Annotated in this window: 24 protein-coding genes; 10 read left to right on the plus strand and 14 right to left on the minus strand. The window is 74.2% G+C overall.

What is annotated here, in order from left to right; all coding sequences use genetic code 11:
• Positions 1-197 precede the first annotated feature (197 nt).
• Positions 198-1,073, plus strand: coding sequence for a LysR family transcriptional regulator (locus ACZ4WV_RS06565; protein ID WP_465743440.1), 876 nt, complete (start codon positions 198-200; stop codon positions 1,071-1,073).
• 13 nt (positions 1,074-1,086) lie between these two features.
• Here the strand turns inward: ACZ4WV_RS06565 and ACZ4WV_RS06570 are convergent, their stop codons facing one another.
• The gene (locus ACZ4WV_RS06570; RefSeq protein ID WP_465743442.1) at positions 1,087-1,674 is read right to left on the minus strand and encodes a TIGR03086 family metal-binding protein; all 588 of its coding nucleotides are present in this window, start codon (positions 1,672-1,674) and stop codon (positions 1,087-1,089) included.
• Positions 1,675-1,740: 66 nt separating this feature from the next.
• Here ACZ4WV_RS06570 and ACZ4WV_RS06575 point away from each other — a divergent pair, with 66 nt between their 5' ends.
• On the plus strand, positions 1,741-2,601 hold the full coding sequence (locus ACZ4WV_RS06575) for an AraC family transcriptional regulator (RefSeq protein WP_465743444.1): 861 nt from the start codon (positions 1,741-1,743) through the stop codon (positions 2,599-2,601).
• A gap of 1 nt (position 2,602) precedes the next feature.
• Here ACZ4WV_RS06575 and ACZ4WV_RS06580 read toward each other — a convergent pair whose 3' ends face one another.
• A complete protein-coding gene (locus ACZ4WV_RS06580; protein ID WP_465743446.1) occupies positions 2,603-3,298 on the minus strand; it encodes a VC0807 family protein in 696 nt (231 codons plus the stop codon).
• Between the two features lie 161 nt (positions 3,299-3,459).
• On the minus strand, positions 3,460-4,437 hold the full coding sequence (locus ACZ4WV_RS06585; protein WP_465743448.1) for an ABC transporter substrate-binding protein: 978 nt from the start codon (positions 4,435-4,437) through the stop codon (positions 3,460-3,462).
• A 224-nt stretch (positions 4,438-4,661) separates the two neighbouring features.
• On the opposite strand from ACZ4WV_RS06585, the gene ACZ4WV_RS06590 reads away from it, so the two are divergent.
• Positions 4,662-5,333 (plus strand): HAD family hydrolase, encoded by a 672-nt coding sequence (locus tag ACZ4WV_RS06590; RefSeq protein WP_465743450.1) that lies wholly within the window; start codon positions 4,662-4,664, stop codon positions 5,331-5,333.
• Here the strand turns inward: ACZ4WV_RS06590 and ACZ4WV_RS06595 are convergent.
• Complete coding sequence (locus tag ACZ4WV_RS06595; RefSeq protein ID WP_465743452.1) at positions 5,296-5,526, minus strand: hypothetical protein; 231 nt, start codon at positions 5,524-5,526, stop codon at positions 5,296-5,298. The two genes, ACZ4WV_RS06590 and ACZ4WV_RS06595, sit on opposite strands and share 38 nt — an antisense overlap.
• A 476-nt stretch (positions 5,527-6,002) precedes the next feature.
• Here ACZ4WV_RS06595 and ACZ4WV_RS06600 point away from each other — a divergent pair, with 476 nt between their 5' ends.
• On the plus strand, positions 6,003-6,386 hold the full coding sequence (locus ACZ4WV_RS06600) for a cold-shock protein (RefSeq protein ID WP_030289703.1): 384 nt from the start codon (positions 6,003-6,005) through the stop codon (positions 6,384-6,386).
• Positions 6,387-6,398: 12 nt separating this feature from the next.
• Here ACZ4WV_RS06600 and ACZ4WV_RS06605 read toward each other — a convergent pair whose 3' ends face one another.
• The 4 genes from ACZ4WV_RS06605 to ACZ4WV_RS06620 form a co-directional block, all read right to left on the minus strand.
• Entirely contained in the window at positions 6,399-7,253 is an 855-nt protein-coding gene (locus ACZ4WV_RS06605) for a 1,4-dihydroxy-6-naphthoate synthase (RefSeq protein ID WP_465743454.1), read from the minus strand.
• The gene (locus ACZ4WV_RS06610; RefSeq protein ID WP_465743456.1) at positions 7,246-8,007 is read right to left on the minus strand and encodes a futalosine hydrolase; all 762 of its coding nucleotides are present in this window, start codon (positions 8,005-8,007) and stop codon (positions 7,246-7,248) included. The genes ACZ4WV_RS06605 and ACZ4WV_RS06610 overlap by 8 nt, the downstream gene beginning before the upstream one ends.
• 10 nt (positions 8,008-8,017) lie before the next feature.
• Entirely contained in the window at positions 8,018-8,548 is a 531-nt protein-coding gene (locus ACZ4WV_RS06615) for a hypothetical protein (RefSeq protein ID WP_465743458.1), read from the minus strand.
• A gap of 73 nt (positions 8,549-8,621) precedes the next feature.
• The gene (locus ACZ4WV_RS06620; protein ID WP_465743460.1) at positions 8,622-10,319 is read right to left on the minus strand and encodes an MFS transporter; all 1,698 of its coding nucleotides are present in this window, start codon (positions 10,317-10,319) and stop codon (positions 8,622-8,624) included.
• A 295-nt stretch (positions 10,320-10,614) separates the two neighbouring features.
• On the opposite strand from ACZ4WV_RS06620, the gene ACZ4WV_RS06625 reads away from it, so the two are divergent.
• Positions 10,615-11,496 carry a DUF3027 domain-containing protein gene (locus tag ACZ4WV_RS06625; RefSeq protein ID WP_465743691.1) on the plus strand — a complete coding sequence of 294 codons (882 nt, stop codon included), beginning with the start codon at positions 10,615-10,617 and terminating at the stop codon, positions 11,494-11,496.
• Between the two features lie 238 nt (positions 11,497-11,734).
• Positions 11,735-15,031: a sacsin N-terminal ATP-binding-like domain-containing protein gene (locus tag ACZ4WV_RS06630; protein ID WP_465743462.1), complete on the plus strand. Its 3,297-nt coding sequence runs from the start codon at positions 11,735-11,737 to the stop codon at positions 15,029-15,031.
• A gap of 123 nt (positions 15,032-15,154) precedes the next feature.
• Here the strand turns inward: ACZ4WV_RS06630 and ACZ4WV_RS06635 are convergent, their stop codons facing one another.
• Genes ACZ4WV_RS06635 through ACZ4WV_RS06645 form a run of 3 tightly spaced genes read right to left on the minus strand, consistent with a single transcriptional unit; the run spans position 15,155 to position 18,328 of the window.
• Positions 15,155-15,364 carry a hypothetical protein gene (locus ACZ4WV_RS06635; protein ID WP_465743464.1) on the minus strand — a complete coding sequence of 70 codons (210 nt, stop codon included), beginning with the start codon at positions 15,362-15,364 and terminating at the stop codon, positions 15,155-15,157.
• A gap of 50 nt (positions 15,365-15,414) precedes the next feature.
• Complete coding sequence (locus tag ACZ4WV_RS06640) at positions 15,415-17,871, minus strand: HAD-IC family P-type ATPase (protein ID WP_465743466.1); 2,457 nt, start codon at positions 17,869-17,871, stop codon at positions 15,415-15,417.
• Positions 17,872-17,923: 52 nt separating this feature from the next.
• Positions 17,924-18,328 (minus strand): DUF2530 domain-containing protein, encoded by a 405-nt coding sequence (locus ACZ4WV_RS06645; RefSeq protein WP_465743468.1) that lies wholly within the window; start codon positions 18,326-18,328, stop codon positions 17,924-17,926.
• Positions 18,329-18,513: 185 nt separating this feature from the next.
• Between ACZ4WV_RS06645 and ACZ4WV_RS06650 the strand changes: the two genes are divergently transcribed.
• Positions 18,514-19,974: an NCS2 family permease gene (locus tag ACZ4WV_RS06650; RefSeq protein ID WP_465743470.1), complete on the plus strand. Its 1,461-nt coding sequence runs from the start codon at positions 18,514-18,516 to the stop codon at positions 19,972-19,974.
• 90 nt (positions 19,975-20,064) lie between these two features.
• Here ACZ4WV_RS06650 and ACZ4WV_RS06655 read toward each other — a convergent pair whose 3' ends face one another.
• Positions 20,065-20,514 carry a VOC family protein gene (locus tag ACZ4WV_RS06655; protein ID WP_465743472.1) on the minus strand — a complete coding sequence of 150 codons (450 nt, stop codon included), beginning with the start codon at positions 20,512-20,514 and terminating at the stop codon, positions 20,065-20,067.
• Positions 20,515-20,658: 144 nt separating this feature from the next.
• On the opposite strand from ACZ4WV_RS06655, the gene ACZ4WV_RS06660 reads away from it, so the two are divergent.
• Positions 20,659-21,582, plus strand: a complete 924-nt coding sequence (locus ACZ4WV_RS06660; protein WP_465743474.1) for a DUF4231 domain-containing protein — start codon at positions 20,659-20,661, stop codon at positions 21,580-21,582.
• 163 nt (positions 21,583-21,745) lie between these two features.
• Positions 21,746-23,458, plus strand: coding sequence for a hydrogenase maturation protein (locus tag ACZ4WV_RS06665; RefSeq protein ID WP_465743476.1), 1,713 nt, complete (start codon positions 21,746-21,748; stop codon positions 23,456-23,458).
• Positions 23,459-23,727: 269 nt separating this feature from the next.
• On the opposite strand, the gene ACZ4WV_RS06670 is transcribed toward ACZ4WV_RS06665, so the two are convergent.
• Positions 23,728-24,588, minus strand: a complete 861-nt coding sequence (locus ACZ4WV_RS06670) for an MHYT domain-containing protein (protein WP_465743478.1) — start codon at positions 24,586-24,588, stop codon at positions 23,728-23,730.
• Between the two features lie 292 nt (positions 24,589-24,880).
• The gene (locus tag ACZ4WV_RS06675) at positions 24,881-25,366 is read right to left on the minus strand and encodes a VOC family protein (RefSeq protein ID WP_465743480.1); all 486 of its coding nucleotides are present in this window, start codon (positions 25,364-25,366) and stop codon (positions 24,881-24,883) included.
• A gap of 123 nt (positions 25,367-25,489) precedes the next feature.
• Between ACZ4WV_RS06675 and ACZ4WV_RS06680 the strand changes: the two genes are divergently transcribed.
• On the plus strand, positions 25,490-25,924 hold the full coding sequence (locus ACZ4WV_RS06680; protein ID WP_030235202.1) for a MarR family winged helix-turn-helix transcriptional regulator: 435 nt from the start codon (positions 25,490-25,492) through the stop codon (positions 25,922-25,924).
• Positions 25,925-26,097: the final 173 nt, after the last annotated feature.

A 26,097-nucleotide genomic window follows, 5' to 3' on the forward strand; every position in this document is an offset into this window, starting at 1 on the left:
GGGGGGGGGCCGGGGGGGGCTCCCCCCTCCCGCCCCTCTCCCCCCCCCCCCCCCCCCCCCTTTCCCCCCCCCCCCCCCCCCCCCCCCCCCCCCGGCCCACCGGAGCCGTACGAGCCGTACCGGCGGTACCAGTCGTACGAGCCGTACGCGGCTTCCGCCGGACCGGCCCCACCGGCCGTCGCCTATCGTCACCGGTCATGGAGATCCACCAGCTGCGCTACTTCGCCGCCGTGGTCGACGAGGGCTCGTTCACGGCCGCTGCCGGCCGTCTGCACGTCAGCCAGTCCGGCATCAGCACCCAGATAGCGAAGCTGGAAAGGGAGCTGGGCCAACAGCTGCTCGAGCGCTCCGGCCGCCGGGTTCGCCTCACCCCCGCCGGTGAGGCCATCCTTCCGCTCGCCAAGAACGCCCTGGCCACCCTGGACGCGATCCAGCACACCGCCGCCGAGTTCGCCGACGCGGTGCGCGGGCGGGTCCGGCTCGGGATGATCACGGGCTGTTCGATCCCGCCGTTCCTGGACGCCGTCGCGGACCTCGGCCGCACCCACCCCGGCATCGAGCTGAGCCTGCACGAGGACCACTCGGAGCTGTTGCAGGCCCAGGTCCTCGCGGGCTCCCTCGACCTCGCACTGATCGGCTACGCGGGCGAGGTCGCCCCCGGCCTGGAGGTGGGCGTGGTGGTGGACGATCCGATCGCCGCCATAGTGCCGGTCGGGCACCCCCTCGACCGGCCCGGCCTGAAGCTGTCGGACCTGAGCGGCGAGAAGATCCTCTGCCTCTCCCGGGGTACGGGACTGCGCGCCGCGTACGACCGCTCCTGCGCGCAGCTGGGCCTCGCCCCGCGCGTGGACATCGAGGCCAGCTCCCCCGTGGCCGTACTCCGCCTCGCCGAGCGCGGCGCGGGCGTCGCCGTGCTCAGCCCGTCCTCCGCCGACGGCTCGGGGTTGCGGGCCGTCCCCCTCGCCGACGCCACCACGAACGCCCGCCTGGGCCTCGTCGCCCGCCGCGACCAGCAGTCCCCGGCCGTCCGCCTGCTGCGGTCCAAGCTGCGGACGGCGCTGGGGAGTTCCTGAGGAGGTCCGGCTGCTAGGCCTTCCACTGCGGGTCGCGCCCGGAGGCGGCCAGCGCGCGGTCCCACGCCGTGGCGTCGTCCGGGACGGCCACCACCTCGGCGAAGCCCGCGTACTGCCGGTACAGCTCGGCGTTCTCCTCGACGATCTCCAGCGTCAGCAGGGCGAGTTCGTCATCGACCGCGATCTCCGCGCCCACGGACCGTGCGACGTCCCAGCCGTGCAGCAGCAGCTCCAGAACCAGCATCCGGGCGATCCCGACCGCCGGGACGGCGGAGCCGCCGAGGTCGACGTCCCCCTCCCAGGCGCCCCGCTCGCCCCAGGCCGCCACCGCCCGCTCCAGCTGCGCCGCGTAGGCGGAGCGCCAGTCGGCGTCCGCCGTGAAGTCCCGGGAGACCAGCTCCTCGGGCAGCTCGGTGCGCCGGGCGCGGTGCTCCAGGCCGTGCGAGGTGTAGAGCACCCAGTGGTTGATCAGGGCGCGCAGGTCGAACTCCCCGCAGGGCGTCGGCGCGTCCCACCGCTGCCCGGCAGGGACGGCGGCGGCCACCTCCGCGGCGGCGGAGGCGGCACGGGCGAGCAGGGGGTGCATGGGGTGAGCGTTCATGGCACCGAGCCTGCCCCGGGCGGCGCCGGCCGGTCTTGAAGAAACGCGACGACTAACCTGGTGGCCATGGACTTTCCCGAGCCAGGCCTCGGTCGCGGGGTGCTCCACCCGGCCCGGGCCGCCGAGCTGATCAGCGTGGAGCGGCTGGCCCCCGCGCCCGCCGTGGCGCGGTTCGTGGAGTTCTACTGGCTGGTGCGCTGGGATCTGGGCCACCGGCCGCCGTACGAGCAGAAGGTGCTCGCCCACCCCAACGTCCACCTGGTCTTCCAGGCCCCGCGCGCCCGGGTCTACGGGGTGGACCGCTCGCTCTTCGTCCGCCGCCTGGGGGGTGCCGGGCACGTGCTGGGCGTGAAGTTCCGCCCCGGCGCCTTCCGGCCCCTCGCCGGGCACCCGGTGAGCGTCCTCGCGGACCGGTCCGTCCCCGCCGCCGCGTACTTCGGCGCCGAGGTGGACCAGCTCAACGTCCGGATCCTCGCCGAGGCGGATCCCGAGGCGGACCCCGAGCCGGACGCCGCGTCATCCGCCGAGCCGGGCACCCGGCCGCCCGCCGCGTCGTACGCCGGGCTCGTCGACGAGTTCCTCCGCCCCCGGCTGCCCGCGCCCGACCCGGCGGCCGAGGAGGCCGCCGCCATCGTCGAGCGGATCACCGCCTCACCCGGCCTGCGCCGGGTGGACGAGCTGGCCCGTGAGCTGGGCGTGACCGTCCGCAGCCTCCAGCGGCTGTTCGCGGAGTACGTCGGAGCCTCCCCGAAGTGGGTGCTGCGGCGGGCCAGGCTGCACGAGGCAGCCGAACGGGCCGCGAAGGAGGGCGGGTTGGACCTGGCGGCGCTCGCCGTGGAACTCGGCTACGCCGACCAGGCCCACTTGACCAGGGACTTCAGCGCCGCCGTCGGCATCCCGCCCGCCCACTACGCGAGTTCGCGCTGAATCAGACGGTCGCAGCGGCTGCGGCTGCCGCCTCGGCGGCGGCCCGGCCCCGGGCGCCGGCCCGCTTGGCGTAAATCATCGTGAAGTAGACCAGGCCGCCGATCACCACGTACGGAAGGACGTTGTTGATCGTCACCACGGCGCTGTGCGAGAGCGTGTAGACGAACACGATCCGCAGCGCGGCCTCCAGGACGAAGGCGATGCCCCACACGACGGTCAGGTTGCGCTGGACCCGCCGGAAGCCCTCGTACTGCCACATCGAGTTCCACCAGGCGATCATCTCGGGCGTGCCGTCGGTGGCGAACTTGCGGCCGAAGTAGAACATGATCGGCTTGGGCGCGGCCAGCGAGGCGAGGTAGAGCACGCCGAGCAGGCCCGAGATGAAGGAGTCCTTGGCCAGCAGCATCTTCGGGTCGGTCGGGCCGACCAGCGACACGACCAGGGTGAGCACGACGAAGGCCAGCGAGACGACGGCGAACTCGTCGATCCGGCGGTGCCAGGCCAGGTAGATGACGCTGTCGACCACCGGGCCGAGGCCGGACAGCAGGATGGCGGTGGACTCGCTGTAGCCGTGGTCGTGCAGCTGGTTGTAGATCACGATCGGCGCGACCACGTTGAACGCGATGCTGATCAGCCAGCCGAGTGCGGCGGCTTTGCCCTTTCGGGCAGGGGCGGTCGGAGCTACGGCAGTCGACATGGTGGTGTCCCCCCGGGCGAATTGTTGTGATCGGCGGCCCATTGTGGCGGAATCACCGCTCCACCGCACAACTCTCGGCGAGTCGACATGTCGTCAGTAGACCGACCATGCACAGCAGACTGGCTCTTGCCCGCGAGGCCGGCTGGCGCCCGGGAGGCCGGCTACGCCCCGAGGAAGCGCTGCAGCTCGTCCAGCATGAAGTTGGCGCCGGTGTACCCGATCCCCTGGAACCACAGCTGGTCGTCCACCGGGAACGCCCGGTGGGCCTTGACCGCCCCCAGTGCCTGCCAACCGGGGCTCGCCAGCGCCGCATTGGCGCCCGCCCGCTCCGGGTCCCCGTAGGTCGCGTACAGCAGGAGGTCGCCGTCGGCCTTGGCGATCTGGTCCAACGGGATCTCGAAGTCCGACTGGTCGACGTTCTGCGCGTCCGGCCGCCCCACCTGGGCGTCGGCGAGCACGATCCCGGGGAAGCTCTGCCGCCCGTACAGCCGGATCCCGCCGCCCTCGGTGAACCGCACCAGGCTCACCCGGCGCCCCGACAGCCTCGCCGCCGACAGCGCCTGCACCACCTGCCCGGCGTGCTTCTGGTACGCGCCGACGAAGGCCGCGGCCGCCGCGACCCGGCTCAGTGCCTGGGCGTGCAGCTGGAAGTCGGCCTTCCAGGGGGCCCCGGCGGTCTGGGTGAGCACGGTCGGGGCCAGCTCGCTCAGCTGCGCGTAGCGGTCGCCGTCGCGGGCCTGGTTGGAGAGGATCAGATCCGGCCGCAGGGCCCGTACGGCGGCGAGGTCGGGGGCCCCGGCCGGGCCGACCATCCGGATGCCCGCCGTGCGGGAGGCCGGCCAGTAGTCCGGGTAGCGGGTGTCGGCGGCCGGGAGCGCCGCGCCGATCGGGGTGATGCCGAGCGTCAGCGCGGAGTCGAGCGCGTCGGTGTCCAGGACGACCACCCGCAACGGCTCGCCGGGGACGACCACCGGGCCGGTCGCGGCGATCACCGTCACCGGCGGAGGCGGAGTGGGGGAGGGCGTTCCGCTCGACGGGAGGTTGTCGGCGACCGGCGGCGCCGACCGCCCGGACGAGCACGCCGTGAGGGCGGCCCCGCCGAGGCCGGCGAGGAACGTACGGCGGGCGATCCGGGGCATCGGCGGGTCCTCCGGCGAAGGCGGCACGGCTACGGGCGGGGTCGATTATGTCCGAAATGGTGGCAGAAATACCGCCAGACGCCCGTCCGCGCCTCCACCCGCCCGTGCCGCCACCGCCCCCACTGCCCATGGCCTCCGCCGCAGCTCAGGTCAACCCGGGCTCCGCCTCGGAGCACGGGCAGATCGCCTCGTCACCGCTGGTGGCCGTTGGGTAGCCTGACGGCATGCCCGCGACCCCACCCGCCCCGCTCACCGTCGGCTTCGACCTCGACATGACGCTGCTGGACACCCGCCCGGGCATCCACGCGACCTACCGGGCGCTCTCCGCCGAGACCGGCACCCACATCGACGCCGACCTGGCCGTCACCCGGCTCGGCCCGCCGCTGCTGGACGAGCTGCGCAACTGGTTCCCGGCCGAGCACCTGGACGAGGTCGCCCACCGCTACCGCACGCTCTACCGCGACCACGCCTTCGCCCCCACCACCGCCCTGCCGGGCGCGCACGCCGCCCTCGCGGCGGTCCGCGCCCACGGCGGCCGGGTCGCGGTGATCACCGGCAAGTACGAGCCGAACGCCCGGCTCCACCTGGAGCACGCCGGGCTGGAGGCGGACACCGTGATCGGCGACCTCTGGGCGGAGACCAAGGGCGAGGCGCTGCGCGAGCACGGGGCGAGCATCTACGTCGGCGACCACTTCGGGGACATCCGGGGCGCCCGTCACGCACGGGCCGTCGCGGTCGGCGTGGCCACCGGCCCGTACGGCGCCGAGGAGCTGCGGGCGGCCGGGGCGGACGTGGTGCTCGCAGACCTCACCGGCTTCCCGGAGTGGCTCGACGGGCACCTCGCGGCGAACGAGCCCGTTACGGCTCGACCCGGCGGCGCTGCGCCCGGGCGTTGACGAACAGGCCGGTCAGCGCGGCCAGGAAGCCGGCCGGCATCAGCATGCTCAGCCAGTACATGGCCGTCGGCAGCGGCGTCAGGTGCAGGAACAGCGGGACGAAGGTGATCAGGGTGGCGAGCGCGCCGAGGGCGAAGACGACCGTCCCGGCCTTGACGTACACGTCGCCGGGGTCGGTGCTCTGGCTGCTCACGTCTGCTCACTCCTCGGGGACCGCAGTGGATGCCCCCAGTCTGGCAGAGCGGCCGCCGGAGCCGCCCACCGGCGCGGGTCGGTCACGTTGCGCAGTTTCCCGGCAGCTGAACGTTTTGATCCCTGCTGGGCGGGGGTATGCACGGGGTGCCGAGGGGCGCTACAGGTGCGTCCCGTGTCCTCAGACCCGGGGGTGTGAGCCGATGGACCGCGCAGAGCGCCGCCCCGGCCGTGCCAGTACCGGGTCACCCGCGACCGGGAGATCCCCGCGCCTCCGACGCCCCGAACGGGCCTGGGAGCGCCGATCCCTCGCGGAACGCGGATGAGGCAATGACGGACGGTTAGTCTGCTCCTGACATCATGCTGACCATGAGCGCCCGCGGGCGCCGAGCCGAGGTCGGCCGTCCTTCTTCCCACCCCACCAGCGATCCCCGGCCAGGGCCGGGATCCCTCACACCCATTCGAGGACTGTTCGAGATGCCCACCGGCCAGGTCAAGTGGTTCAACGAGACGAAGGGCTTCGGCTTCCTGTCGCGCGACGACGGTGGCGACGTCTTCGTCCACACCAAGGCGCTGCCCGCCGGTGTCACCGTGCTGAAGCCGGGCCAGCGGGTCGAGTTCGGCGTGGTCGCCGGCCACCGCGGGGACCAGGCGATGGCCGTGCAGCTGCTGGACGCGCTGCCGTCGGTGGCAGCCGCGCAGCGCCGGAGCGCCGACGACATGGCGCCGATCGTCCAGGACCTGATCACCACCCTGGACGCGGTGCTGCCCGGCCTCCAGCGCGGCCGCTACCCGGCCAAGCCCACCGGCCAGAAGCTGGCCGGCCTGCTGCGCGCGGTGGCCGACCAGTTCGACGTCTGAGGCCTCCGGGGGTTACCCGAACGCGAGCGCACCCGGGTCGAGCGGGGGCACCAGCCCCTCCGCGGCGGCCCGGGTGAGCAGCGCGCGGACGGCCTCGTAGCCCTCCTCACCGAGGTCGGCGGTGAACTCGTTCACGTACAGCCCGATGTGCTGGTCGGCGACCGCCGGGTCCATCTCCTGGGCGTGCGCCAGCACGTACGCGCGGCTGGCCGCCGGATCCGCCCAGGCCTGCCGAACGGAGGTGCGGATCGTGTCCGCGAGGGCCCGCAGCCGCTCCGCGCCCAGCGAGCGCCGGGCGACGATCGCGCCGAGCGGGATCGGCAGGCCGGTCTCCCGCTCCCAGGCCTCGCCCATGTCGGCCAGGCTGTGCAGCCCGTACTGCCGGTAGGTGAAGCGGGCCTCGTGGATCACCAGGCCGGCGTCCACCCGGCCGTCCCGCACGGCCGGCATGATCTCGTGGAACGGCAGCACGACGATCTCGCCGAAGCCGCCCGGCACCGCCCCGGCCGCCCAGAGCCGGAACAGCAGGTAGGCGGTGGAGCGCTCGGACGGCACCGCCACCGTCCGCCCGGCGAGCTCCGCGGGCGAGTCCACGCCCGGCCTGGTGAGCACCAGCGGGCCGCAGCCGCGTCCGAGCGCGCCGCCGCAGGGCAGCAGGGCGTACTCCTCCAGGACCCAGGGCAGCGCGCCGTAGCTGATCTTCAGCACGTCCAGCTCGCCGCGCTCGGCCAGGCCGTTGGTGACGTCGATGTCGGCGAAGGTCACCTCGGGGGCGTCCGCCCCGGGCACCAGGCCGTGCGCCCAGGCGTGGAAGACGAAGGTGTCGTTCGGGCAGGGCGAGTACGCGATGCTCAGCCGTTCAGCCACGGCCGGCCTCCTCGATCAGTTCGGGGACGGGCAGCGCGGCGAAGGCCCGCTCCAGCGCGGCCAGCGCCTCACCGATCCGCCAGGCGGTGCGGTCGCGCGGGCCCACCGGGTTGGACACCGTCCGCAGTTCGAAGACGGGCACGCCGTACCGGGCGGCGGCCTCGGCCACGCCGAAGCCCTCCATCGCCTCGGCGGCGGCGCCCGGGTGGCGGGCGGCCAGTGCGGCGGCCCGTTCGGCGCTGCCGGTCACGGTGGAGACGGTCAGCACCGGGCCGGTCACCACGTCGCCGGCCGCCACGCCCAGGGCCTTGGCGGCCAGGTCGACGGCGCCCGGGGCGGGGGTGTGCCGGACGGTGCCGAAGCCCAGTTCGGTGACGTCGGCGAAGCCCCCGGGGGTCTCGGCGCCGAGGTCGGCGGCCACGATCGCGTCGGCCACCACGGTGGCGCCGACCGGCGCGTGCGGGGCGAAGCCGCCGGCGATCCCGGCCGAGGCGACCAGGCCGTACCGGCCGGCGGCCAGCGCGGCGGAGGCGGCGGCCGCGGCGGCGGCCGGACCGACCCCGGCGGCCAGCACGTCCACCGGCGCGCCGTCGGCGCGGTGCAGCACGCCGCCCGGCAGCGGCCGGGCGGCGGACCCGCCGGGCAGGCCGCGCAGGACGGCCTCGGCCTCGGCGGCCACCGCGACGACGACGAGCAGCCGGGCCCCGCCGGGGCCCGACTGCTCGGGGTGCGCGTCCAGGACGTGCGCGGTCATCGCAGGACCGTCAGCTGTCCTGGGTGTTCAGCTGGAAGTACCACACGGCGATCGGGTTGTCCGAGTTCTTGTCGCCCTCGACCACGGTGACCACGGTCTTGCCGCTGGCGTTCAGCACCTTGGCGGCCTGCTGCGAACCGGAGTAGGTCGGGCCCTTGGCGTACGAGAACAGGCTGTAGCGGCCGCCCTGGGTGCTCGAGCCGCCGTTGGTGAAGGCCCACCAGCCGGCCTTCGCCACGTTCGGGCTGACGCCCACGCCGACCTGGTCGCTCGGGGTCACGTCGGACGAGGGGAGGGTGCCGGCCTTGAGCGCGTTCGTGGCCGTGTCCTGGCACTGCTGCTGCTGCTCCTCGCTGAGCGGGCTGCCGCCGTTCCAGCAGAGCGGGTCGACGGTCATCGAGGAGTTGCCGACCGTCAGGGTGGCACGGTGGGAGTTGTGCTCGGTCTGGTCGGCGGCGATCGCGACGGAGGTGCCCACCGTGGCGGCGCCGACCACGACGACGGCGCCGAGGGCGGCGATGGCACGGGCATTGAGGCTCATGCGTCAGAATCTACCGGGCCCGGCCGATCACGCTACGCGGGGGTCGGCACCGCGTGTTGCCGCACCGCCCGGTTCAGGCCACCCGGGGCGCCGTCGGGTGCCGGCGCAGGCCCAGCCGCAGCAGCGAGCGGAACGTCCACAGCAGCATCAGGCCGACCACCGCGGCCGCGATCGACAGGCCCAGCACCCCGTTCAGCGGCAGCACTATGCCCACCCCGCCGCCCGCCACCCAGCAGAGCTGCATCAGCGTCTCCGAGCGGGCGAAGGCCGAGGTCCGCACCGCCTCCGGGACGTCCCGCTGGATCAGCGCGTCCAGCGCCAGCTTGCCCAGCGAGGCCGCCGTCCCGGACAGCCCCGCGACCAGGACCACCGTCACCACGCCGTACCAGAGCGCGGCCGCCGCCGTCACGCACGCCGCCACCAGCAGCATCGCGGTCACCGTCACCTCCGGGCTCCGGGTGCGCAGCCAGGAGCCCAGCACCGAGCCCAGCGCGTTGCCCGTTCCGGCCGCCAGCGCCACCAGACCCAGCGCCAGCGTCGGCCGCAGCCCGCCGATCGGATCGGTGCGCAGCAGGAAGGCCAGGAAGAACACCAGGAAGCCGACCAGCCAGCGCATCGCCGCCATCGCCCGCAGCGCCAGCACCACCGAGGGGCCGACGGTGCGCAGCGAGGCCTTCACCTTCGGCGGCTTGTGGTGGATCAGGTGCGAGCCCTCGCCGTGCACCTCGGCGTGCAGCACGGCTCGCTGCTCGCCCTTCGCCGAGTCGACCTCGTGCGGCAGGTGGAACGCCATCAGCGTGCCGATCACGAACACCAGGAAGGCGCCGCGCAGCGGCCATCCCGGCCCGAGCAGGTGCAGCAGCCCGCCCACCCCGGCCGCCACGCCGGTGGCCAGCAGCCCGGCCAGGGTGACCCGCGAGTTCGCCTTCACCAGCGACAGCCTGCTCGGCAGCAGCCGGGGCACCACGACGCTGCGCACCACCCCGTACGCCTTGGAGGCCACCAGCACGCCCAGCGCCTCCGGGTAGAGCGCGATGCCGCCGCCGGAGATCACTCCGGCCATCGTCCAGGCCAGCACCGCCCGGGCCAGCATCGACATCGCCATGGCCGCCCGGCGGCCGTGCGGGATGCGGTCCAGCAGCGGGCCGATCACCGGGGCCAGCAGGGCGAACGGCGCCATGGTGATCAGCAGGTAGAGGGCGACCCGGCCGCGGGCCTGGCCGGTGGGGACGGAGAAGAAGATGGTGGAGGCCAGCGCGATGGTGATCAGCATGTCGCCGAAGGAGTTCAGCGCGTGCAGTTCGATCAGCTTGGCGAGGCCGGACTCGCCGGCGCCCTCGGCGGAGGTGGCCCGGCGGATCCGGCGGCCGGTGCCCTGCACCAGCTTGCCGGTGCGTAGGCCGGCGGCGGAGGCGAGGCGGACCGGGAAGGCGCGGCGGGGCTCGGGGACCTCCTCGGAGTCCTGCTCGCCCTCCTCGGCGTCCTGCGCCGGCTCCTCCGCCGGAGGTTCGGCCGTCGGTTCGGCCGGGGATTCGGCCGGGCGTTCGGCCGGGTCCGGGTCGAGGGCGTGGAGCTGACGGGTACCGTCGACCGCCGGAATGGCCCGCTTGGCCAGGCTCACCCTGGCGGCGGGCGCCTCGACACCGGCCCCCGGCCGCGGTTCGCCCGCGGCGGGGGCGGGAGGCTGCTGTCGCGGCACGGCGTCCGCCTCGTCGGGGCCGCCGGCCTGCGAGGAGCGCAGTGCGTGCTGCGACGGTTCGTCGTCCGCCACAAGCCCATCCTGCCCCAGATTCGCCGTGGCAACGCGGGATTCCGCTCCGCTCGGCGCGGTCGTGGAGAGCTCGGCTCCGCCCCGGACTGTGCCGGGGCGCCGACCGGCGGGTAGCCTGCGCAGGGTCCGCCCGTCGGGCGCCGAGCGCCGGCAAGCCGGTCGAGCGGCGCGGCCGGTACCCGAGGCGGCCCCGAGTCGCGCAGAATGGACGAGGGACTACCGAGCCGCGACGGAACAGGCAACACGCCGTGGGCGACAGAAGAACTGGGAGAGAATCGACGCCGTGAGTGCTGCGATGCGAAGCCGTACCCCCGACCGGCTCTGTGCCGAGGCCGTCGAACTCGCCCGCCAGGCTGCCGAGGAGGCCGTCGGACCGGAGGCGGTCGGCCGGCACCTGGGCGTGCAGGCGGACGCCGACCGCGTCGTCACCCACAGTTTCGAGTGCCTGGACGCGGCCTACCGCGGCTGGCACTGGGCGGTCACCGTGGCCCGAGCGCCGCGCGCCAAGAACGTGACCCTGGACGAGGTCGTGCTGCTGCCCGGCCCCGACGCCGTGCTCGCCCCGGAGTGGGTGCCGTGGAGCGAGCGGCTGCGGCCCGGCGACATGGGCCCCGGCGACCTGCTGCCGACCGATGCCGACGACCTGCGGCTGGAGCCCGGCTGGACCGGCGAGGACGAGCCAGCGCCGAACTCCGTGGTCGCGCTCGTGGACGAGGAGGACGTGGTCGTCACCGACCCGCACGTCCAGCCCGCCCCGGCCCGCGCGCGAATCAACGCCGTCGCCGACGAGCTCGGCCTCGGCCGCAGCCGGGTGCTCTCCCGGCTCGGCCTGCACCTGGCCGCCGAGCGCTGGGAGAAGGCCCACGGCCCGCAGACCCCGATGGCGCAGGCGGCGCCCGCCGCGTGCGCCAGCTGCGGCTTCCTGGTGCCGATCGGCGGCTCGCTCGGACAGGCCTTCGGCGTGTGCGGCAACGAGTTCGGCCCGGCCGACGGGCAGATCGTCTCCTTCGCGTACGGCTGCGGCGGGCACTCCGAGGCGGCCGTCATCCCGGCCCCGCCGGCGCCGTCCGAGCTGATCCTGGACGAGCTGGTGGTCGAGCCGCTGCACCTCCACCCCGACCGCGCCTCCGGCTCGGTCGAGCCGGACGCCCCGGCGGAGGAGCTCGGCCACTCCTGACCCGGGTCCGCACCCGCGCACGGCCCGTCCCGCCGAACCGGTGGGGCGGGCCGTGCCGTTCGGGGAATCGGGGCGCCCCGGTGGCCGTCTTGGAATCGTCGTAGGGCCGTCGTGGGGCGGTTCCCGCGGCCGTCGTGGGGGCGTCGGACCGGGCCATGGTCGGGAGCAGTCAGTGGGGCAGGGAAGAATGCCCCTACGACGTACGACGACGCACAGGTGGCGGAAGGCGGCAGGTCCAGTGGAACCTCGGATCATCGGCAGCGGCACGGACGAGCACCTGGCGGACCCGTTCGGGAGCGCCGCGCTGCGTCGGCGGGTCCTGGACGCCTGGGCCGCCTCGCCGGCCCGGTTCCGGGAGGACGCCAACGCCGAGGAGGAGCTGGCGCTCGGCGGCTACCGCGACCGCCTGGTGGTCGAGTTGGCGCAGAACGCGGCCGACGCGGCGGTGCGGGCCGGACACGGCCCCGGGCGGCTGCGGCTGACCCTGGCCGACGGCGTGCTGGCCGCAGCCAACACCGGCGCGCCGCTGGACGCGGCCGCCGTCGAGTCGCTGTCCACCCTGCGGGCCTCCTCCAAACGCGGCGAGACGCCCGCCGTCGGCCGGTTCGGCGTCGGCTTCGCCGCCGTCCTCGCCGTCACCGACGAGCCCGCCGTGCTGGGCGCCGCGGGCGGAGTGCGCTGGTCGCTCGGCGAGGCCCGGGCACTGGCCGAGGCGCAGCCCGCGCTCGCCGACGAACTGCGCGCCCGGGACGGCCACGTACCGCTGCTGCGGCTGCCGTTCGCGGCCGAGGGGCCCGCCCCCGAGGGCTACGACACCGTGGTGGTGCTGCCGCTGCGGGACGCCTCCGCCGAGGACCTGACCCGCCGTCTGCTGGCCGGGATCGACGACGCGCTGCTGCTCACCCTGCCCGGCCTGGCCGAGATCGTGGTGGAGACCCCGGACGGCACCCGGACACTCACCCGCAGCGCCGCCGAACCGCGCCCGGACGGCGTCACCGAGGTGACCGTCACCGACGACGCGGGCGGGCGGCTGCGCCACACCGTCTGGCAGACCGTCGCCGCCTCCGGCCGCCTGGACCCGGACCTGCTCGCCGACCGTCCGACCGAGGAGCGCGCCCGCCCGTACTGGACGGTGACCTGGGCCGTCCCGGTCGCCGAGGACGGTACCCCGCAGCGGCCCGCCATCGAGCCGGTGCTGCACGCGCCCACCCCCAGCGACGAGCCGATCGGCCTGCCCGCGCTGCTGATCGCCTCTTATCCGCTGGACTCCACCCGCCGGCACATCGCGCCCGGCCCGCTCGCCGACTTCCTCACCGAGCGCGCCGCCGACAGCTACGCCGACCTGCTGCGCGCCCGCGGCGCCGACCTCGCCTCGCTCGGTCTGGTGCCGGGCCCGCTCGGGCAGGGCTCGCTGGACAACGCGCTGCGCGCCGCCGTGCTCTCCCGACTGCCCGGCACGCCGTTCCTGCCGCACCCCGGCGGCGTCGAGGAGGGCACGCCCGCGCTGCGGCCCCGGGACGCGACGCTGCTGGAGGGCGCGGACGGCTCGGTGGTCGAGGCGCTGGCGCCGATCTTCCCCGGGCTGCTGCCGGCCGGCCTGGAGCGCCGCACCGAGCTGCGGGTGCTGAACGTGCGCCGGGTGCCGTTGGCCGACGTGGTCGACCAGCTCGGCGGCCTGGACCGTGATCCCGCCTGGTGGCGCAACCTGTACGCGGCGCTCGGCGCGGCCGACCCGGAGGCGCTCGGCGCGCTGCCCGTGCCGCTCGCCGACGGGCGGACCGTCACCGGGCCCCGGCGGGTGCTGCTGCCCTCCGGGGACGCCGACTGGGCGGCCTTCCCCGGCTACCCCGAGACGCTGGCCGGGGCGCTCGCCGCGTTGGACCTGCGGCTCGCCCACCCGGAGGCCGCCCACCCGCTGCTGGCCAAGCTCGGCGCCGGCACCGCCACCCCGGCCGGCGTGCTGGACACCCCCGAGGTGCGGGCCGCCGTCGCCCGCTCCTACGAACTGGCCGAGGACGACCTGGACGCCGCGCTCGAACTGGCCGACGCCGTCCTGGCCCTGGTCAAGGCCGCCGCCCCGGTGGCCGGCGAGCACCCCTGGCTGGCCCGGCTGGCGCTGCTGGACGACGAGGGCGAGCCCGCCCGGGCCGGCGAACTCGTCCTCCCCGGAAGCCCGTTCGCCGCCCTCGCACGCGAGGAGGACGCCGGCTGGGTGGACGACGAGCTGCTGGAGCGCTGGGGCCCCGAGGTGCTCGCCGCCGTCGGCACCCTGGCCGACTTCGTGCTGGTCCGCGCCGAGGACGTGGTGCTCGACCCGGACGACCTGGAACGGCTCGACCCGACCGCACCCGCCGACCGCGCCGCCGGCGGCCACCCCACCGGCCTGCTGGACGAGGCGCCGGACGGGCTCGCCGACTGGGCCGAGGACGTCCTGGAGGCGCTGCACGCGGACGAGGCGGTCGGCGTGCCGCCGGTGGCCGCCGAGCTGCTCGCCGTGCGCGACCTCGACCTGGTGGACGACGACGCCTGGCCCGAGGCACTGGCCGCGCTCGCCCGCCCGCCGTACCGGGACGCGGTGGTCGCCCCCGTGCGCACCCTGCTGCCGGACGGCTCCTACGCCGACCTGCCGCCGTACACCGCCTGGTGGCTGCGCGACCACCCGGTGCTGGACGGCCGCGAGCCCGCCGGGCTGCGCGCCGCCGGCGCCGACCCCCTGCTGCGCGGCCTGTACGACGAGGCGCGCACCACCCTGGACGACCAGTTCCTGCACGCCCTCGGGGTGCGCACCACGCTGGCCGCCCTGCTCGCCGAGCCGCACGGCCCGGACGAGCTGCTGGACCGGCTCACCGACCCGGCCGCGGCCGTCGGGCACCGGCAACTCCACGGCATCCACACCGCGTTGGCCCGGGTCGACCGGGAGCGGATCGACCCGCTGGACGTCGTCCGGGCACTGCCGCCGCTGGACCCGGACACCGGACGCCGTCCGGACCACACGGTGGTGGTGGACGCGACCGAGGCGGTCGTCGCCGACGCCCCCGACCTGGTCCAGCTCCTGCACCCGTACCCGCTGCTGCCGGTGGCCCCGGCGCTCGCCGCGGACCTCGCCGAGCGGCTGCACGTGTCGCTGGCCAGCGAGGTGGCCGGCGGCCGGGTGCTCTCCGAGGGCGTGCTGCACCGGGTGCCGGCCGTGGTGCGGGAGCTGCTGCCCGGCTGCCCCGCCGTCTACGAGGAGCACGAGGAGCTGCTGGTCGTCGGCCCGGACGGCGGCGAGGCCGCGGTGGACTGGCGCTGGGACCGCGAGGCGGACGCGCCGGAGCCGCCGTACGACCCCGAGCAGGCCGAAGCCGCCGACGAGGGCGACGAGTTCGAGCTGCCGCCGGTGCCCGGGCTGCTGCACGCGGCCACGCCGGAGGGCCTCGCGGCCGGACTCGCCTGGTCGGTCGGGCAGTGGCACCGGCGCTTCGAGGTGCTGGCCGCGCTCAGCGAGCCGGACCGGGCGTACGAGCTGTCCGCGGCCCGGGACTTCGAGGGCTGAACGAGCTTCTCGGGCTTCTCGGGCCGGTCGGGCTGAGCCGACTGAACGGGCTTGGCCTGGCTGGGCCGGCCGAACGGGCCGCGCCGGCCGAGCGGGCCCGGCGGGCTCGACCCGCTGGGCGGCTCAGCCGTTCCGCGGCTTGAGCCGCAGGTAGACGGTGGTGGTGACGGTCAGCCAGACGGCGGCGAGCGTCACCATCGCCGCGGCCTTCAGTGCCGGCGAGGGCCTGACCGTCAGGCCGACGCCCGCCATCGCCAGCGCCGTCAGCCCGACCGCCAGCAGCCCGCCCAGGAAGGCGGTGAACGCCTCCAACTCCCCACCTCTGCGCGCCATTCGGCACCCCCTCTCGGGGTCATGCTAGGGCGGACGGGCTGGAATGCGGCTCATTCCATGCCGCGGCGCCTCATCCAGGCCCAGGCGACCTCCAGCAGCATGCCGCAGATCAGCGCGATGCCCACGCCCGTCCACGGGTCGCGGCCGCCGGTCAGGGAGAGCTGGAAGAAGTCGGACAGCGGCGGGATCAGCAGGACCAGTGAGAACGCGCCGCCCATCGCGCCGATCAGCAGCAATCGCCACCAGTTGTACGGGCGGGCGACGATGGCGAGCACCCAGATGGCGATCAGGAACAGCGTCAGGGTGGCCACGCTGGTGTCGGCCTTGAGGTCGGTCGTGTGGTTGGCGCGGGCCAGCGCGTAGGCGACGAAGGTGCCGGTGCCGGCGATGACTCCGCCGGGGACGGCCAGTCGCAGCACCCGCTTCACGAAGCCGGTGCGGGCCCGCTCGTTGTTGGGGGCCAGGGCCAGAAAGAAGGCCGGCACGCCGATGGTGAGGGTGGACAGCACGGTGGAGTGCCGGGGCAGGAACGGGTACGGCGAATGGGTGAAGATCACCAGCAGCGCCAGCAGCACCGAGTAGACCGTCTTCACCAGGAACAGCCCGGCCACCCGCTCGATGTTGCCGATCACCCGGCGGCCCTCCGCGACCACCGAGGGCATGGTCGCGAAGGAGTCGTTCAGCAGCACGATCTGGGCGACCGCCTTGGTGGCGTCCGAACCGGTGCCCATCGCCACGCCGATGTCGGCGTCCTTGAGCGCGAGCACGTCGTTGACGCCGTCGCCGGTCATCGCCACGGTGTGGCCGCGGGACTGCAGCGCCCCGACCAGCCGGCGCTTCTGCTGCGGGGTGACCCGGCCGAAGACGCTGGTCCGCTCGGCCGTGTCGGCGAGCTGCTCCGGATCCTGCGGCAGGGTACGGGCGTCCAGCGGGTGGTCCGCGCCGGGCAGACCGAGGTGGCCGGCCACCGCGCCCACCGAGACCGCCGCGTCGCCGGAGATGACCTTGGCCCGGACGTTCTGCCCCTCGAAGTAGCGCAGGGTGTCGGCGGCGTCCGCGCGCAGCCGCTGCTGGAGCACCACCAGGGCGAGCGGGCTGAGGCCGGCGGCCGGGTCGGGGGAGTCCAGCGGGGCGGGCGTGCGGCCCAGCAGCAGCACCCGCAGGCCCCGGGCGCCCAGCTCGTCCACCTCGGCGAGCGCCGGGTGCCCGGCGGGCAGCAGCACGTCGGGCGCGCCGAGCAGCCAGCTGGCCTCCCCGCCCTGCGGCTCCAGCAGCTGCACGCCGCTCCACTTGCGGGCGGAGGAGAAGGGCATCGCCTCGATCACCCGCCAGCCGTCGCCGCCCGGGCCCGGGCCGTCGCCTCGCCCGTACGCGTCGATCACGGCCTGCATGGACGGGTTGGGGCGGGCGTCGGCGCCGGCCATCACGCCCAGCGCGTGCTTGACGGTGGCCTCGTCGACCGCGGCCGGCTCGCCGTCCGAGATCACCCGCAGGTCGATCACGTCCATGCCGCCCTCGGTGAGGGTGCCGGTCTTGTCCAGGCAGACGGTGTCCACCCGGGCCAGGCCCTCGATCGCCGGGAGCTCCTGGACCAGGCACTGCTTGCGGCCGAGCCGGATCACGCCGATCGCGAAGGCCACCGAGGTCAGCAGCACCAGGCCCTCGGGGACCATCGGCACGATGCCGGCCACCATCCGCCGGACGGCCTCGCGCCAGTCCCGGCCTTCGACGGCCAGCTGGCTGATGATCAGACCGAGCGCGGTGGGGATCAGCAGGTAGGTGATGAACCGCAGGATGCTGTTGATGCCGGTGCGCAGCTCCGACTTCACCAGGGTGAACTTGCTGGCCTCCTCGGCCAGCTGGGCCGCGTAGGCCTGCCGGCCGACCTTGGTCGCGGTGAAGGCGCCGGCGCCGGCCACCACGAAGCTGCCGGACATCACCTGGTCGCCGGGCTGCTTGAGGACCGGGTCGGGCTCGCCGGTGAGCAGCGACTCGTCGACCTCCAGGCCGTCCGCCTCGGTGACCTCGCCGTCCACGATGACCTTGTCGCCGGTGCCGAGCAGCACGGTGTCGTCGAGGACGATCCCGGAGACGGCGATCTGCTGGACGGTGCCGTCCCGGCGTACCTGCGGGCGGGCCTCGCCGATCAGGGCGAGGCTGTCGAGGGTCTTCTTGGCGCGCAGTTCCTGGAAGATGCCGATCGCCGTGTTCGCCACGATGACGAGGCCGAACAGGCCGTCCTGGAGCGGGCCGACGATCAGGATGATCCCGAACATGATGCCGATGATGGCGTTGAACCGGGTGAAGACGTTGGCCCGGACGATCTCCTTGGCGGACCGGCTGGAGCGCACCGGGACGTCGTTGACCCGTCCGCTCGCGACCCGCTCGGCGACCTCGGCGGCGGTCAGCCCGCCGCGCCGCCCGGGCAGCAGCCCGAGGGGGTGCGCGCCGTCCCGGTGTTCTCCGTCGGCCGGCTGCTCTTCCGCGGGCTGGGCAGGCTGCGTCATGGCACCGACTTTACGGGTGCCTTTTGTCCGATGCGTGCTACTAAAGGACTATTCAGTCCGACTGGGTGGCCGGGTCCGTACCGCTGCCGGGGCGGCCACCGGGGCCATTGCCGAAACCGCTGCCCGGGCCGCTGCCGAAGCTGCTGCCGGGGCCGTCGGCATCGCCGGAGCCGCCGCCGCTGCCGTCGCCGTCCGCCTCGTGCAGTGCGGCCTCGGCGGCGCGGCCGCGGGCGATCGCGTCCCGCCGGGCCCGGCAGTACCAGAGGCCGATCAGGCCGAGCAGGCCGCCGGAGAGGCAGATCCAGGGCCAGGTGCCGTGTCCGTGGTCGGAGAGGGTGCCCTGGAAGGGCAGCAGGACCAGGAAGGCGACGAACCACAGCACCGTGCCCCCGCCGACGATGGCGACGTCGTTGGCCTCCAGCGGAGGGGGCGAGGGGTGCAGTGGCGTCTTGGGCATGGGGCCTAGCGTACGGTGCGCTACGGGCCCTGCGGGGGCCTCGGGCCCACAGCCCGGCCGACCTGGGGTTCTACGCGCGAAGATAGCGCGTGTGCGATCCGGAAACCATACTTTGGTCTACGTCCGGCCACCGTCGCCCCGGGCGGTCCCCCTCTCCTCAGCTCCCCCACAGAGGACTCCCCGCCATGCCAGTGGTCCAGCCGACCACCGAGTCGCCCGAACCCGCCGACGCCGCGCCCCAGCCCCCCACGGGCGCCTTCGACCGCTACTTCCGGATCACCGAACGCGGCTCCAGCCTGCCGCGCGAGATCCGCGGCGGCGTCGCCACCTTCTTCACCATGGCGTACATCCTGGTGCTGAACCCGATCATCCTGGCCAGCGCCACGGACATGACCGGGGCCCACCTGAACAGTGCGCAGCTGGTCACCGCCACCGCCCTCACCGCGGGCCTCACCACCCTGCTGATGGGCGTGATCGGCAACGTGCCGATCGGCCTGGCCGCCGGCCTCGGCGTCAACACCATCGTGGCGCTGCAGCTCGCGCCGAAGATGACCTGGCCGGACGCCATGGGCATGGTGGTGCTGGCCGGCTTCGCGATCATGCTGCTGGTCGCCACCGGCCTGCGCGAGCGGGTCATGAACGCCGTCCCGCTCGGCCTGCGCAAGGCCATCGCCATCGGCATCGGCCTGTTCATCGCCCTGGTCGGCCTGGTCGACTCCGGCTTCGTCAGCCGCATCCCGGACGCCGCCCACACCACCGTCCCGCTGCAGCTCGGCGGCAACGGCCACCTGCTCGGCTGGCCGGTGCTGGTCTTCGTCTTCGGGCTGGTGCTCACCCTCGTCCTGGTGATCCGCAAGGTGCCCGGCGCCATCCTGATCAGCATCGCGGCCTCCACCGTGCTCGCCCTGGTGATCGACCAGGTGGCCGACGTCCCGGCGCTCAAGTGGGGCCTCACCGTCCCGACCTGGCCCGGCAACCCGGTCGCGGCCCCCGACTTCGGGCTGGTCGGCAAGGTCAGCCTGTTCGGCGGCTTCTCCAAGGTCGGCGTGCTGACCGGCGTCCTGTTCGTCTTCACCGTGCTGATGTCCTGCTTCTTCGACGCGATGGGCACCATCCTCGGCGTGGCCGACGAGGCCCACCTGCTCGACGCCAAGGGCGACCTGCCGGGCATCAACAGGGTCCTCATGGTCGACGGCATCGCCACCGCGGCCGGCGGCGCCACCTCCGCCTCCGCCAACACCTGCTTCGTCGAGTCCACCGCCGGCGTCGGCGAGGGCGCCCGGACCGGCTTCGCCTCGATCGTCACCGGCCTGCTCTTCATGGTGGCGCTCTTCCTCACCCCGCTGGCCACCATGGTCCCCGCCCAGGCCGCCACCCCGGCACTGGTCACGGTCGGCTTCCTGATCCTCGCGAACTCCGTCAAGGAGATCGACTGGGCCGACTACACCATCGCGATCCCGGCCTTCCTGACCATCGTGATGATGCCGTTCACCTACTCGATCACCAACGGAATCGGCTTCGGCTTCATCGCCTTCTGCATCCTGCGCCTGGCCGCCGGCCGCGCCCGCAGCGTCCCGGCCCCGCTGTACGCGGTGGCGGCGGTGTTCGCCTTCTACTACCTGATGCCGGCCCTCGGCCTTCTCTGACACCCCCGGCCCAACGGCCCGCTCGACGGCCCCGCACCCGCCCGGTGCACCACCGCCCCGCCCTCCTGTTCGGAGGGCGGGGCGGTGGTGTCACTGGACGTCGAACTCGTTGCCCTCGGGGTCGGCCATGGTGGTCCAGGTGCCGGCGGGCTCGGTGACCTCGCGCAGGATCGTGGCGCCGAGGGCTTGGAGGCGGGCGACGGTGGCCGCGCGCTCGGCCGGGCCGGGGTGGAGGTCGAGGTGGAGGCGGTTCTTGGCCGGTTTGGCCTCGGGGACGGCCTGGAAGAGGATGCGGCGCCCGAGGCCGGTGCCGGAGGCCGGGTCGTAGGGGTCCTCGGGGTGGCGGACGGCGGCGAGGGTGCGCCAGGCGGGCCGGCCGTCGAGTTCGGTGACGGCCTCCGGGGTGGTGGCGCCGGCGTCGAGGAGGCGGGTGATCAGGGCGCTGTGGTCCTCGACGGTGTACTCCAGGGCGGCGCCCCAGAAGGCGGCCTGGCGGTGGGGGTCGGCGCAGTCGATGACGAGTTTCCAGTGCAACGGCATGTAACCGGTTCTACCGGTAGCCGACCGGGCCTGGCAATCACCGCAGGCCCGGGGGGCGTCGGCCGAGTGTCAAAAAGGCGGCTGTGTAGGGCAGTTGTCGGTGGGCATACTGCCTGGACGGAGTTGGGGGAGGGGGCTCGACCGATGGTGCAACAGGATCCGGCCGGGGGAGTCGAGGCGCGGCTGCTGCCGGAACTGTTCTGGCAGGCGGACAAGGCCTCGCTGGACGGCCAGCGCGAGACGCTGCGCTGGCACCGCGGCCTGATCGCGATGCTGGTGATCGCCGCGCTGATCGGGTCGCTGCCCGGCCCGGACCACAAGGGCGACAGTGACATCAAGCCACTGTTCTCGGTGGCCGCGTTCCTGATCGCCGGCTACTTCTGGTCCCGGCTGCGCCGCGGCAACCCGCAGGGCCGCTGGTACGAGGCCCGGGCGGCGGCCGAGTCGGTCAAGACGCTGGCCTGGAAGTACAGCGTCCGGGCACGGCCGTTCGACGGCGAGGCGGACTCGGCGGACGCGGACCGCGGCTACCTGCTGCAGGTCGAGGACGTGCTGCGGGCCTTCGAGGACCCGGAGATCGTGCCGCCCGGCACCGTCCCGGAGATCACCGAGGAGATGCGCCGCGCCCGGGCCGACAGCCTGACCGCCCGGCGCACCCTCTACCTGCGCACCCGGGTCGAGGGCCAGCGCACCTGGTACCGCTCTCGGGCCGAGTCCTGCGAGTCCCAGGCGGTCTCCTGGGGGCTGGGCATCGCCGCACTGATCATCATCGGTGCGGCGGCGGCCATCGCCCAGGCCACCGGCGCCCTGGAGGTGCACGTCTTCGGCGCCAGCTCGGCGGCGGCCGCGGCGATCATCGCCTGGACGCAGCTCAAGCAGCTGCGCCCGCTGGCCGCCGCCTACCAGCTGGCCGCGCGCGAGCTGGAGAACGTCGGCAACCAGCTGTCCGACCTCGACCTGCGGACGCCGGACGCCGAGGCGCGCTGGGCCCGGCTGGCCGCCGAGGCGGAGGACGCGGTCTCCCGCGAGCACACCACCTGGCGGGCCCGGCGGGCGTTCCCGCGATAGGCGACGAGCCGGGGGAGGGGCTGGGGAGATACCGCGAAGCAGGGCGCACAGGTGTGCGGGATGAGTGAGGGTAGGGCGCCGAGGCGCGGAACGTGACCGTTACGTGTCCATGTCCTGGTTTCATCGCCACCGCGCACCTGAAGTCCCTGCCCGGAGGCCCCCCTTGCGCATTCTCCTGATCGCCACGGCGTTCAACAGCCTGACCCAGCGCGTCCACACCGAGCTGCGCGAGCGCGGCCACCAGGTCGCCGTCCAACTCGCGCTCGGCGACGACCAGATGCGGGCCGCCGTGGCCCGGGTCGATCCCGAGCTGATCCTCTGCCCGATGCTCACCAAGGCCGTCCCGGCGGACATCTGGTCCTCCCGGACGGTCCTGATCGTGCACCCGGGCCCGAAGGGGGACCGCGGCCCCTCCTCGCTCGACTGGGCGATCACCGAGGGCGCCTCCCACTGGGGCGTCACCGTGCTGCAGGCCGTCGAGGAGATGGACGCCGGTGACATCTGGGCGTCCGTCGAGTTCCCCGTGCCCGACTGCGGCAAGAGCGAGCTGTACCGGGGCGAGGTGGCCGACGCCGCCGTCGAGGCCGTCCTGCTGGCCGTCCAGCGGTACGAGGGCGGGTTGTTCACCCCCGAGCCGCTCGACTACACCCGCCCGGACGTGCGCGGCAAGCTGCGGCCCTTCCTGCGCCAGGAGGTCCGCCGGATCGACTGGGAGCAGGACGACACCGCCACCGTGCTGCGCAAGCTGCGTGCCGCGGACTCCCAGCCCGGCGTGCTGGACGAGCTGTACGGCCGTGAGTTCTTCCTGCACGGCGGCCACCCCGAGGACGAGCTGCGCGGCCCGAAGCCCGGTGCCGTGCTGGCCACCCGGGACGGCGCGATCTGCCGCGCCACCGTGGACGGCGCGGTCTGGATCCCGCAGCTGCGTCCGCGCCGCACCCCCGGCGGTCCGGCCACCTTCAAGCTGCCGGCCGCGACGGTGCTCGCCGACGAGCTGCACCGCGTCCGCGAGGTGCCGGTGACGCCCGCCGCGGCCGCCCGCCGGAACACCTGGTCGGAGCTGCGCTACCGCGAGGAGGGCGACGTCGGCTACCTCGAGTTCGCCTACGCCGGCGGCGCGATGAGCACCGAACAGTGCCGCCGGCTGCTCGCCGCCTACCGCACGGCCGCCGACCGGCCCACCTCGGTGCTGGTGCTCGGCGCGCCCAGGGACTTCTACTCCAACGGGATCCACCTCAACGTCATCGAGGGCGCGGCCTTCCCGGCGCTGGAGTCCTGGGAGAACATCAACGCGATGGACGACCTGGTCGAGGCGATCCTGACCACCGGCGACAAGCTGACCGTCGCCGCCCTGGCCGGGAACGCGGCGGCCGGCGGCCTGATGATGGCGCTCGCCGCCGACGAGGTGTGGTGCCGGGACTCGGCGGTGCTCAACCCGCACTACCGGCTGATGGGTCTGTACGGCTCCGAGTACTGGACGTACACCCTGCCCGCCCGGGTCGGTGCCGAGCAGGCCGAGCGACTCACCACCGAGGCGCTGCCGGTCGGAGCCGAACACGCCCGCCGGATCGGCCTGGTGGACCGCACCTTCGGCGGGGACGCGGGTGACTTCCGCCGCCGGGTGGCCCGGGAGGCGTCCCGGCTGGCCACTTCGCCCGAGCTCACGGGACGGCTGGTGGACAAGAAGCGCCGCCGCGCCGAGGACGAGGAGACGAAGCCGCTGGCCGAGTACCGGGCGGAGGAGCTGCGCCGGATGCACGCCAACTTCTACCGGGTGGGCGAGCCGTACCACGGGCTGCGGCGGGACTTCGTGCACAAGGTCTGCCCGGTGGCCACGCCCGAGCACCTCACCGGGCTGCTCGGGCGGCCGGAGTGATCGGCGGGTAGGCGGCGGGCGCGGAGCCGGCGCTGAGCCTGTGCTGAGTCGGCGCTGAGTCGGCGCTGAGCGCGCGCGGAGTCGGCAGAGAGCGGGAACGACGACGGCGTGGGGGGGGGGGGGGGGGGGGGGGGGGGGGGGGGGGTGGGGGGTGTGGTCGGGAGGGGTGGAGCGAACACCGCGAGAGGGTGAGGAAGGAGGAGAGCATAACAGGGCGCCGGGGGGGGGGGGGCCCCCCCCCCCCCACGCCGTCGTCGTCTTTCCCGGCATCAGCGCCGGACGCGAGCCTCCCTCACCGGCTGCCGCTGCTGCTGCGGCGGCACCCGGGAGGGCCCGGCGCCCTTCGGGGTGAAGGCGGCCCGTGGCGGCAGCGGGGCGGCCGGACCGACCAGCAGCGGCTGTGCGGAGTCCTTGCTCGGCGAGACGGCGAAGGCCAGCGAGCCGAAGAACACGTAGCAGCCGAGTCCGACCCCGAGCGGGAAGATGAACTGCAGGGCCATCACGCCGCCCTGGGTGGAGTGCGAGAGGTCCAGCCGGACCGACAGCGCCGCCATCCCGGTGTAGTGCATCGCGCAGACGGCGACGCCCATCACCGGAGCGGCGGCCAGCACGGCGAGGGTGCCGCGGATGTTCAGCGCGGCCCAGAGCGCGGCGGTGGCGGCGAACACCGCGATGCCGACCGACAGCCCCACCGTGAAGTGGTCGTAGCCGAGGAAGCCGGGCAGGACCATCGCGGCCATGCCGAGGTAGTGCATCGCGGCGACTCCCAGGCCGGTGGTCAGCCCACCGGCCAGCAGCGCCAGGACGGGCCGGCTGCGCCAGTACCCGACGGTGAACAGCCCGATGCCGACCACCGCGACGGCGACCAGCAGGCTGAGGATGGTCAGCCCGGGCTGGTAGCTGATCTCCACCCCGGTGACGGAGAAGCCGAGCATCGCGATGAAGTGCATGGACCAGATGCCGGCGCCGAGCGAGGTCGAGGCGAAGAGCAGCCAGACCGCCTTGGTGCGGCCGTGTGAGACGAGTGCCCAGCGGGCGCTGCGCAGGGCGACGAAGGCGCCGAGGCAGGCGACGAAGTACGAGACCGCCGGTGTCACCCAGCCGTGGTCGGCATGATGGATCTCACCCAAGAGAGCTCCCAGGACGGATGCGGGGATGCGGGCGCCAGGGCTCGGGCGGAGGCGGGGGACCGGGTACGGGGGTCGGTGATGCGCGCGGAGGTAGGGCGCGGAGGGGGCTCCGCCAAGGGAGAACCTGGCGTGTGGTGCCCCTGACAACGGGGACAGTAGCCATTACCCGCCAGTCGCACAAGGGTCAGCGTTTCACGAAGTCCCAGGTCAGGATGGACCTTTACGCGGTCTGCATGATCTCGGCACCAAGCCCTGACACCGCCTGCGCACGGCCTCCGGGCCCGCTTGTGGGTTACTCCAGCGGAGCAAGCCCGAACGGGTGCCCCGCTGGGTCGATCAGCACCTTCAGCGTGCGGCCGTGCTGGTAGCGGGGTTCGGTCGCGCCGAGCGCGAGGGCCTTGGCGGTCGCCTCGTCCAGGTCGTCGACGTAGAAGTCGAGGTGGAAGTGCTTGCTGCCGTCCGGCTCGGTCCACGGCTCCGGCCGGTAGTCGGTCACCCGGCCGAAGCCCAGCGGGCTGCCGCCCTCGGGGTTGTCCAGGATCGCGAAGTGCTCGTCCACGTGCCGGGTCTCCCAGCCGAGGAGCTCGCCGTAGAAGGAGGCCAGCGCGACGGGGTCGGCGCAGTCGATGGTGACCATGGCGAGCCGGGCGAAGCCGCTGTCCCCCTGCCCGGACTGCGCGCCCCGCCCGGACGGCGCGGGCGTTGCGGACTGCTCGTACGGCGCGGGGGGCGCATACGGCACGTACGGCGCGGGCGGCTCGGCGGCGACATCGGACATGGCTAAGTCGGCCCTTCCTGGAACGGGAGTGGTGACCCCATGACCAATATGGCACCGGGTCGATCTTCCGGCACGGCGGGAACCCGTTTTTCTTTAGCTAGGGTAATGACGTAAGCTAAAGAGATGCCCGAGATGTCCGAGCAGGACCTCGCAGCGATCTCACAGCTGCGGTCGTCCACCATGCGCCTCTCCCGACGACTCAAACACCAGCGGGTGGAGGAGTCGTTGAGTCCCACCGAGATGGGGGTGCTGGGCACCCTCGCCCGGTGCGGGAAGGCGACGCCGGGTGAGCTCGCCCGGAAGGAGCACGTGCAGCCCCCTTCGATGACCAGGATCGTCGCGATGCTGGAGGAGAAGGGGCTGGTGCGGCGGGAGCCGCACCCCGAGGACCGCCGCCAGGTGGTCGTCAGCAGCACCGAGCAGGCCGAGACGATCCTCGCGGAGAGTCGCCGGCGCCGAAACGTCTGGCTCGCCGAGCTCGCCCAAGGGCTCGACGAGGAGGAGTGGGCCGTCCTCCGGGAGGCCGCGCCCGTGCTCTACAAGCTCGCACACCTCTAGGCACCCCGAACCCGGCCGAGGCCGCCGGGAGACGAAGGAGCACCGCATCACCGCAGGACCGATGACCGACACCAGGAGCGGGGGGGGGGGGGGGGGGGGGGGGGGGGGGGGGGGGGGGGGGGAGGGGGGGGCGGGGGGGGGGGGGGGGGGGGAGGGGGGGCGTGGCGGGGAGG

Source organism: Kitasatospora sp. NPDC029312 (assembly GCF_055569215.1).

Bases quoted from the DNA above. Each gene is read 5' to 3' on its own strand.
- ACZ4WV_RS06615 (WP_465743458.1), bottom strand. From the start codon at position 8,548: ATGAGCCTCAATGCCCGTGCCATCGCCGCCCTCGGCGCCGTCGTCGTG.
- ACZ4WV_RS06675 (WP_465743480.1), bottom strand. From the start codon at position 25,366: ATGTCCGATGTCGCCGCCGAGCCGCCCGCGCCGTACGTGCCGTATGCG.
- ACZ4WV_RS06600 (WP_030289703.1), top strand. From the start codon at position 6,003: ATGCCCACCGGCCAGGTCAAGTGGTTCAACGAGACGAAGGGCTTCGGC.
- ACZ4WV_RS06610 (WP_465743456.1), bottom strand. From the start codon at position 8,007: ATGACCGCGCACGTCCTGGACGCGCACCCCGAGCAGTCGGGCCCCGGC.
- ACZ4WV_RS06580 (WP_465743446.1), bottom strand. From the start codon at position 3,298: ATGTCGACTGCCGTAGCTCCGACCGCCCCTGCCCGAAAGGGCAAAGCC.
- ACZ4WV_RS06640 (WP_465743466.1), bottom strand. From the start codon at position 17,871: ATGACGCAGCCTGCCCAGCCCGCGGAAGAGCAGCCGGCCGACGGAGAA.
- ACZ4WV_RS06565 (WP_465743440.1), top strand. From the start codon at position 198: ATGGAGATCCACCAGCTGCGCTACTTCGCCGCCGTGGTCGACGAGGGC.
- ACZ4WV_RS06635 (WP_465743464.1), bottom strand. From the start codon at position 15,364: ATGGCGCGCAGAGGTGGGGAGTTGGAGGCGTTCACCGCCTTCCTGGGC.
- ACZ4WV_RS06585 (WP_465743448.1), bottom strand. From the start codon at position 4,437: ATGCCCCGGATCGCCCGCCGTACGTTCCTCGCCGGCCTCGGCGGGGCC.
- ACZ4WV_RS06645 (WP_465743468.1), bottom strand. From the start codon at position 18,328: ATGCCCAAGACGCCACTGCACCCCTCGCCCCCTCCGCTGGAGGCCAAC.
- ACZ4WV_RS06575 (WP_465743444.1), top strand. From the start codon at position 1,741: ATGGACTTTCCCGAGCCAGGCCTCGGTCGCGGGGTGCTCCACCCGGCC.
- ACZ4WV_RS06650 (WP_465743470.1), top strand. From the start codon at position 18,514: ATGCCAGTGGTCCAGCCGACCACCGAGTCGCCCGAACCCGCCGACGCC.
- ACZ4WV_RS06570 (WP_465743442.1), bottom strand. From the start codon at position 1,674: ATGAACGCTCACCCCATGCACCCCCTGCTCGCCCGTGCCGCCTCCGCC.
- ACZ4WV_RS06625 (WP_465743691.1), top strand. From the start codon at position 10,615: ATGCGAAGCCGTACCCCCGACCGGCTCTGTGCCGAGGCCGTCGAACTC.
- ACZ4WV_RS06680 (WP_030235202.1), top strand. From the start codon at position 25,490: ATGCCCGAGATGTCCGAGCAGGACCTCGCAGCGATCTCACAGCTGCGG.
- ACZ4WV_RS06590 (WP_465743450.1), top strand. From the start codon at position 4,662: ATGCCCGCGACCCCACCCGCCCCGCTCACCGTCGGCTTCGACCTCGAC.
- ACZ4WV_RS06660 (WP_465743474.1), top strand. From the start codon at position 20,659: ATGGTGCAACAGGATCCGGCCGGGGGAGTCGAGGCGCGGCTGCTGCCG.
- ACZ4WV_RS06655 (WP_465743472.1), bottom strand. From the start codon at position 20,514: ATGCCGTTGCACTGGAAACTCGTCATCGACTGCGCCGACCCCCACCGC.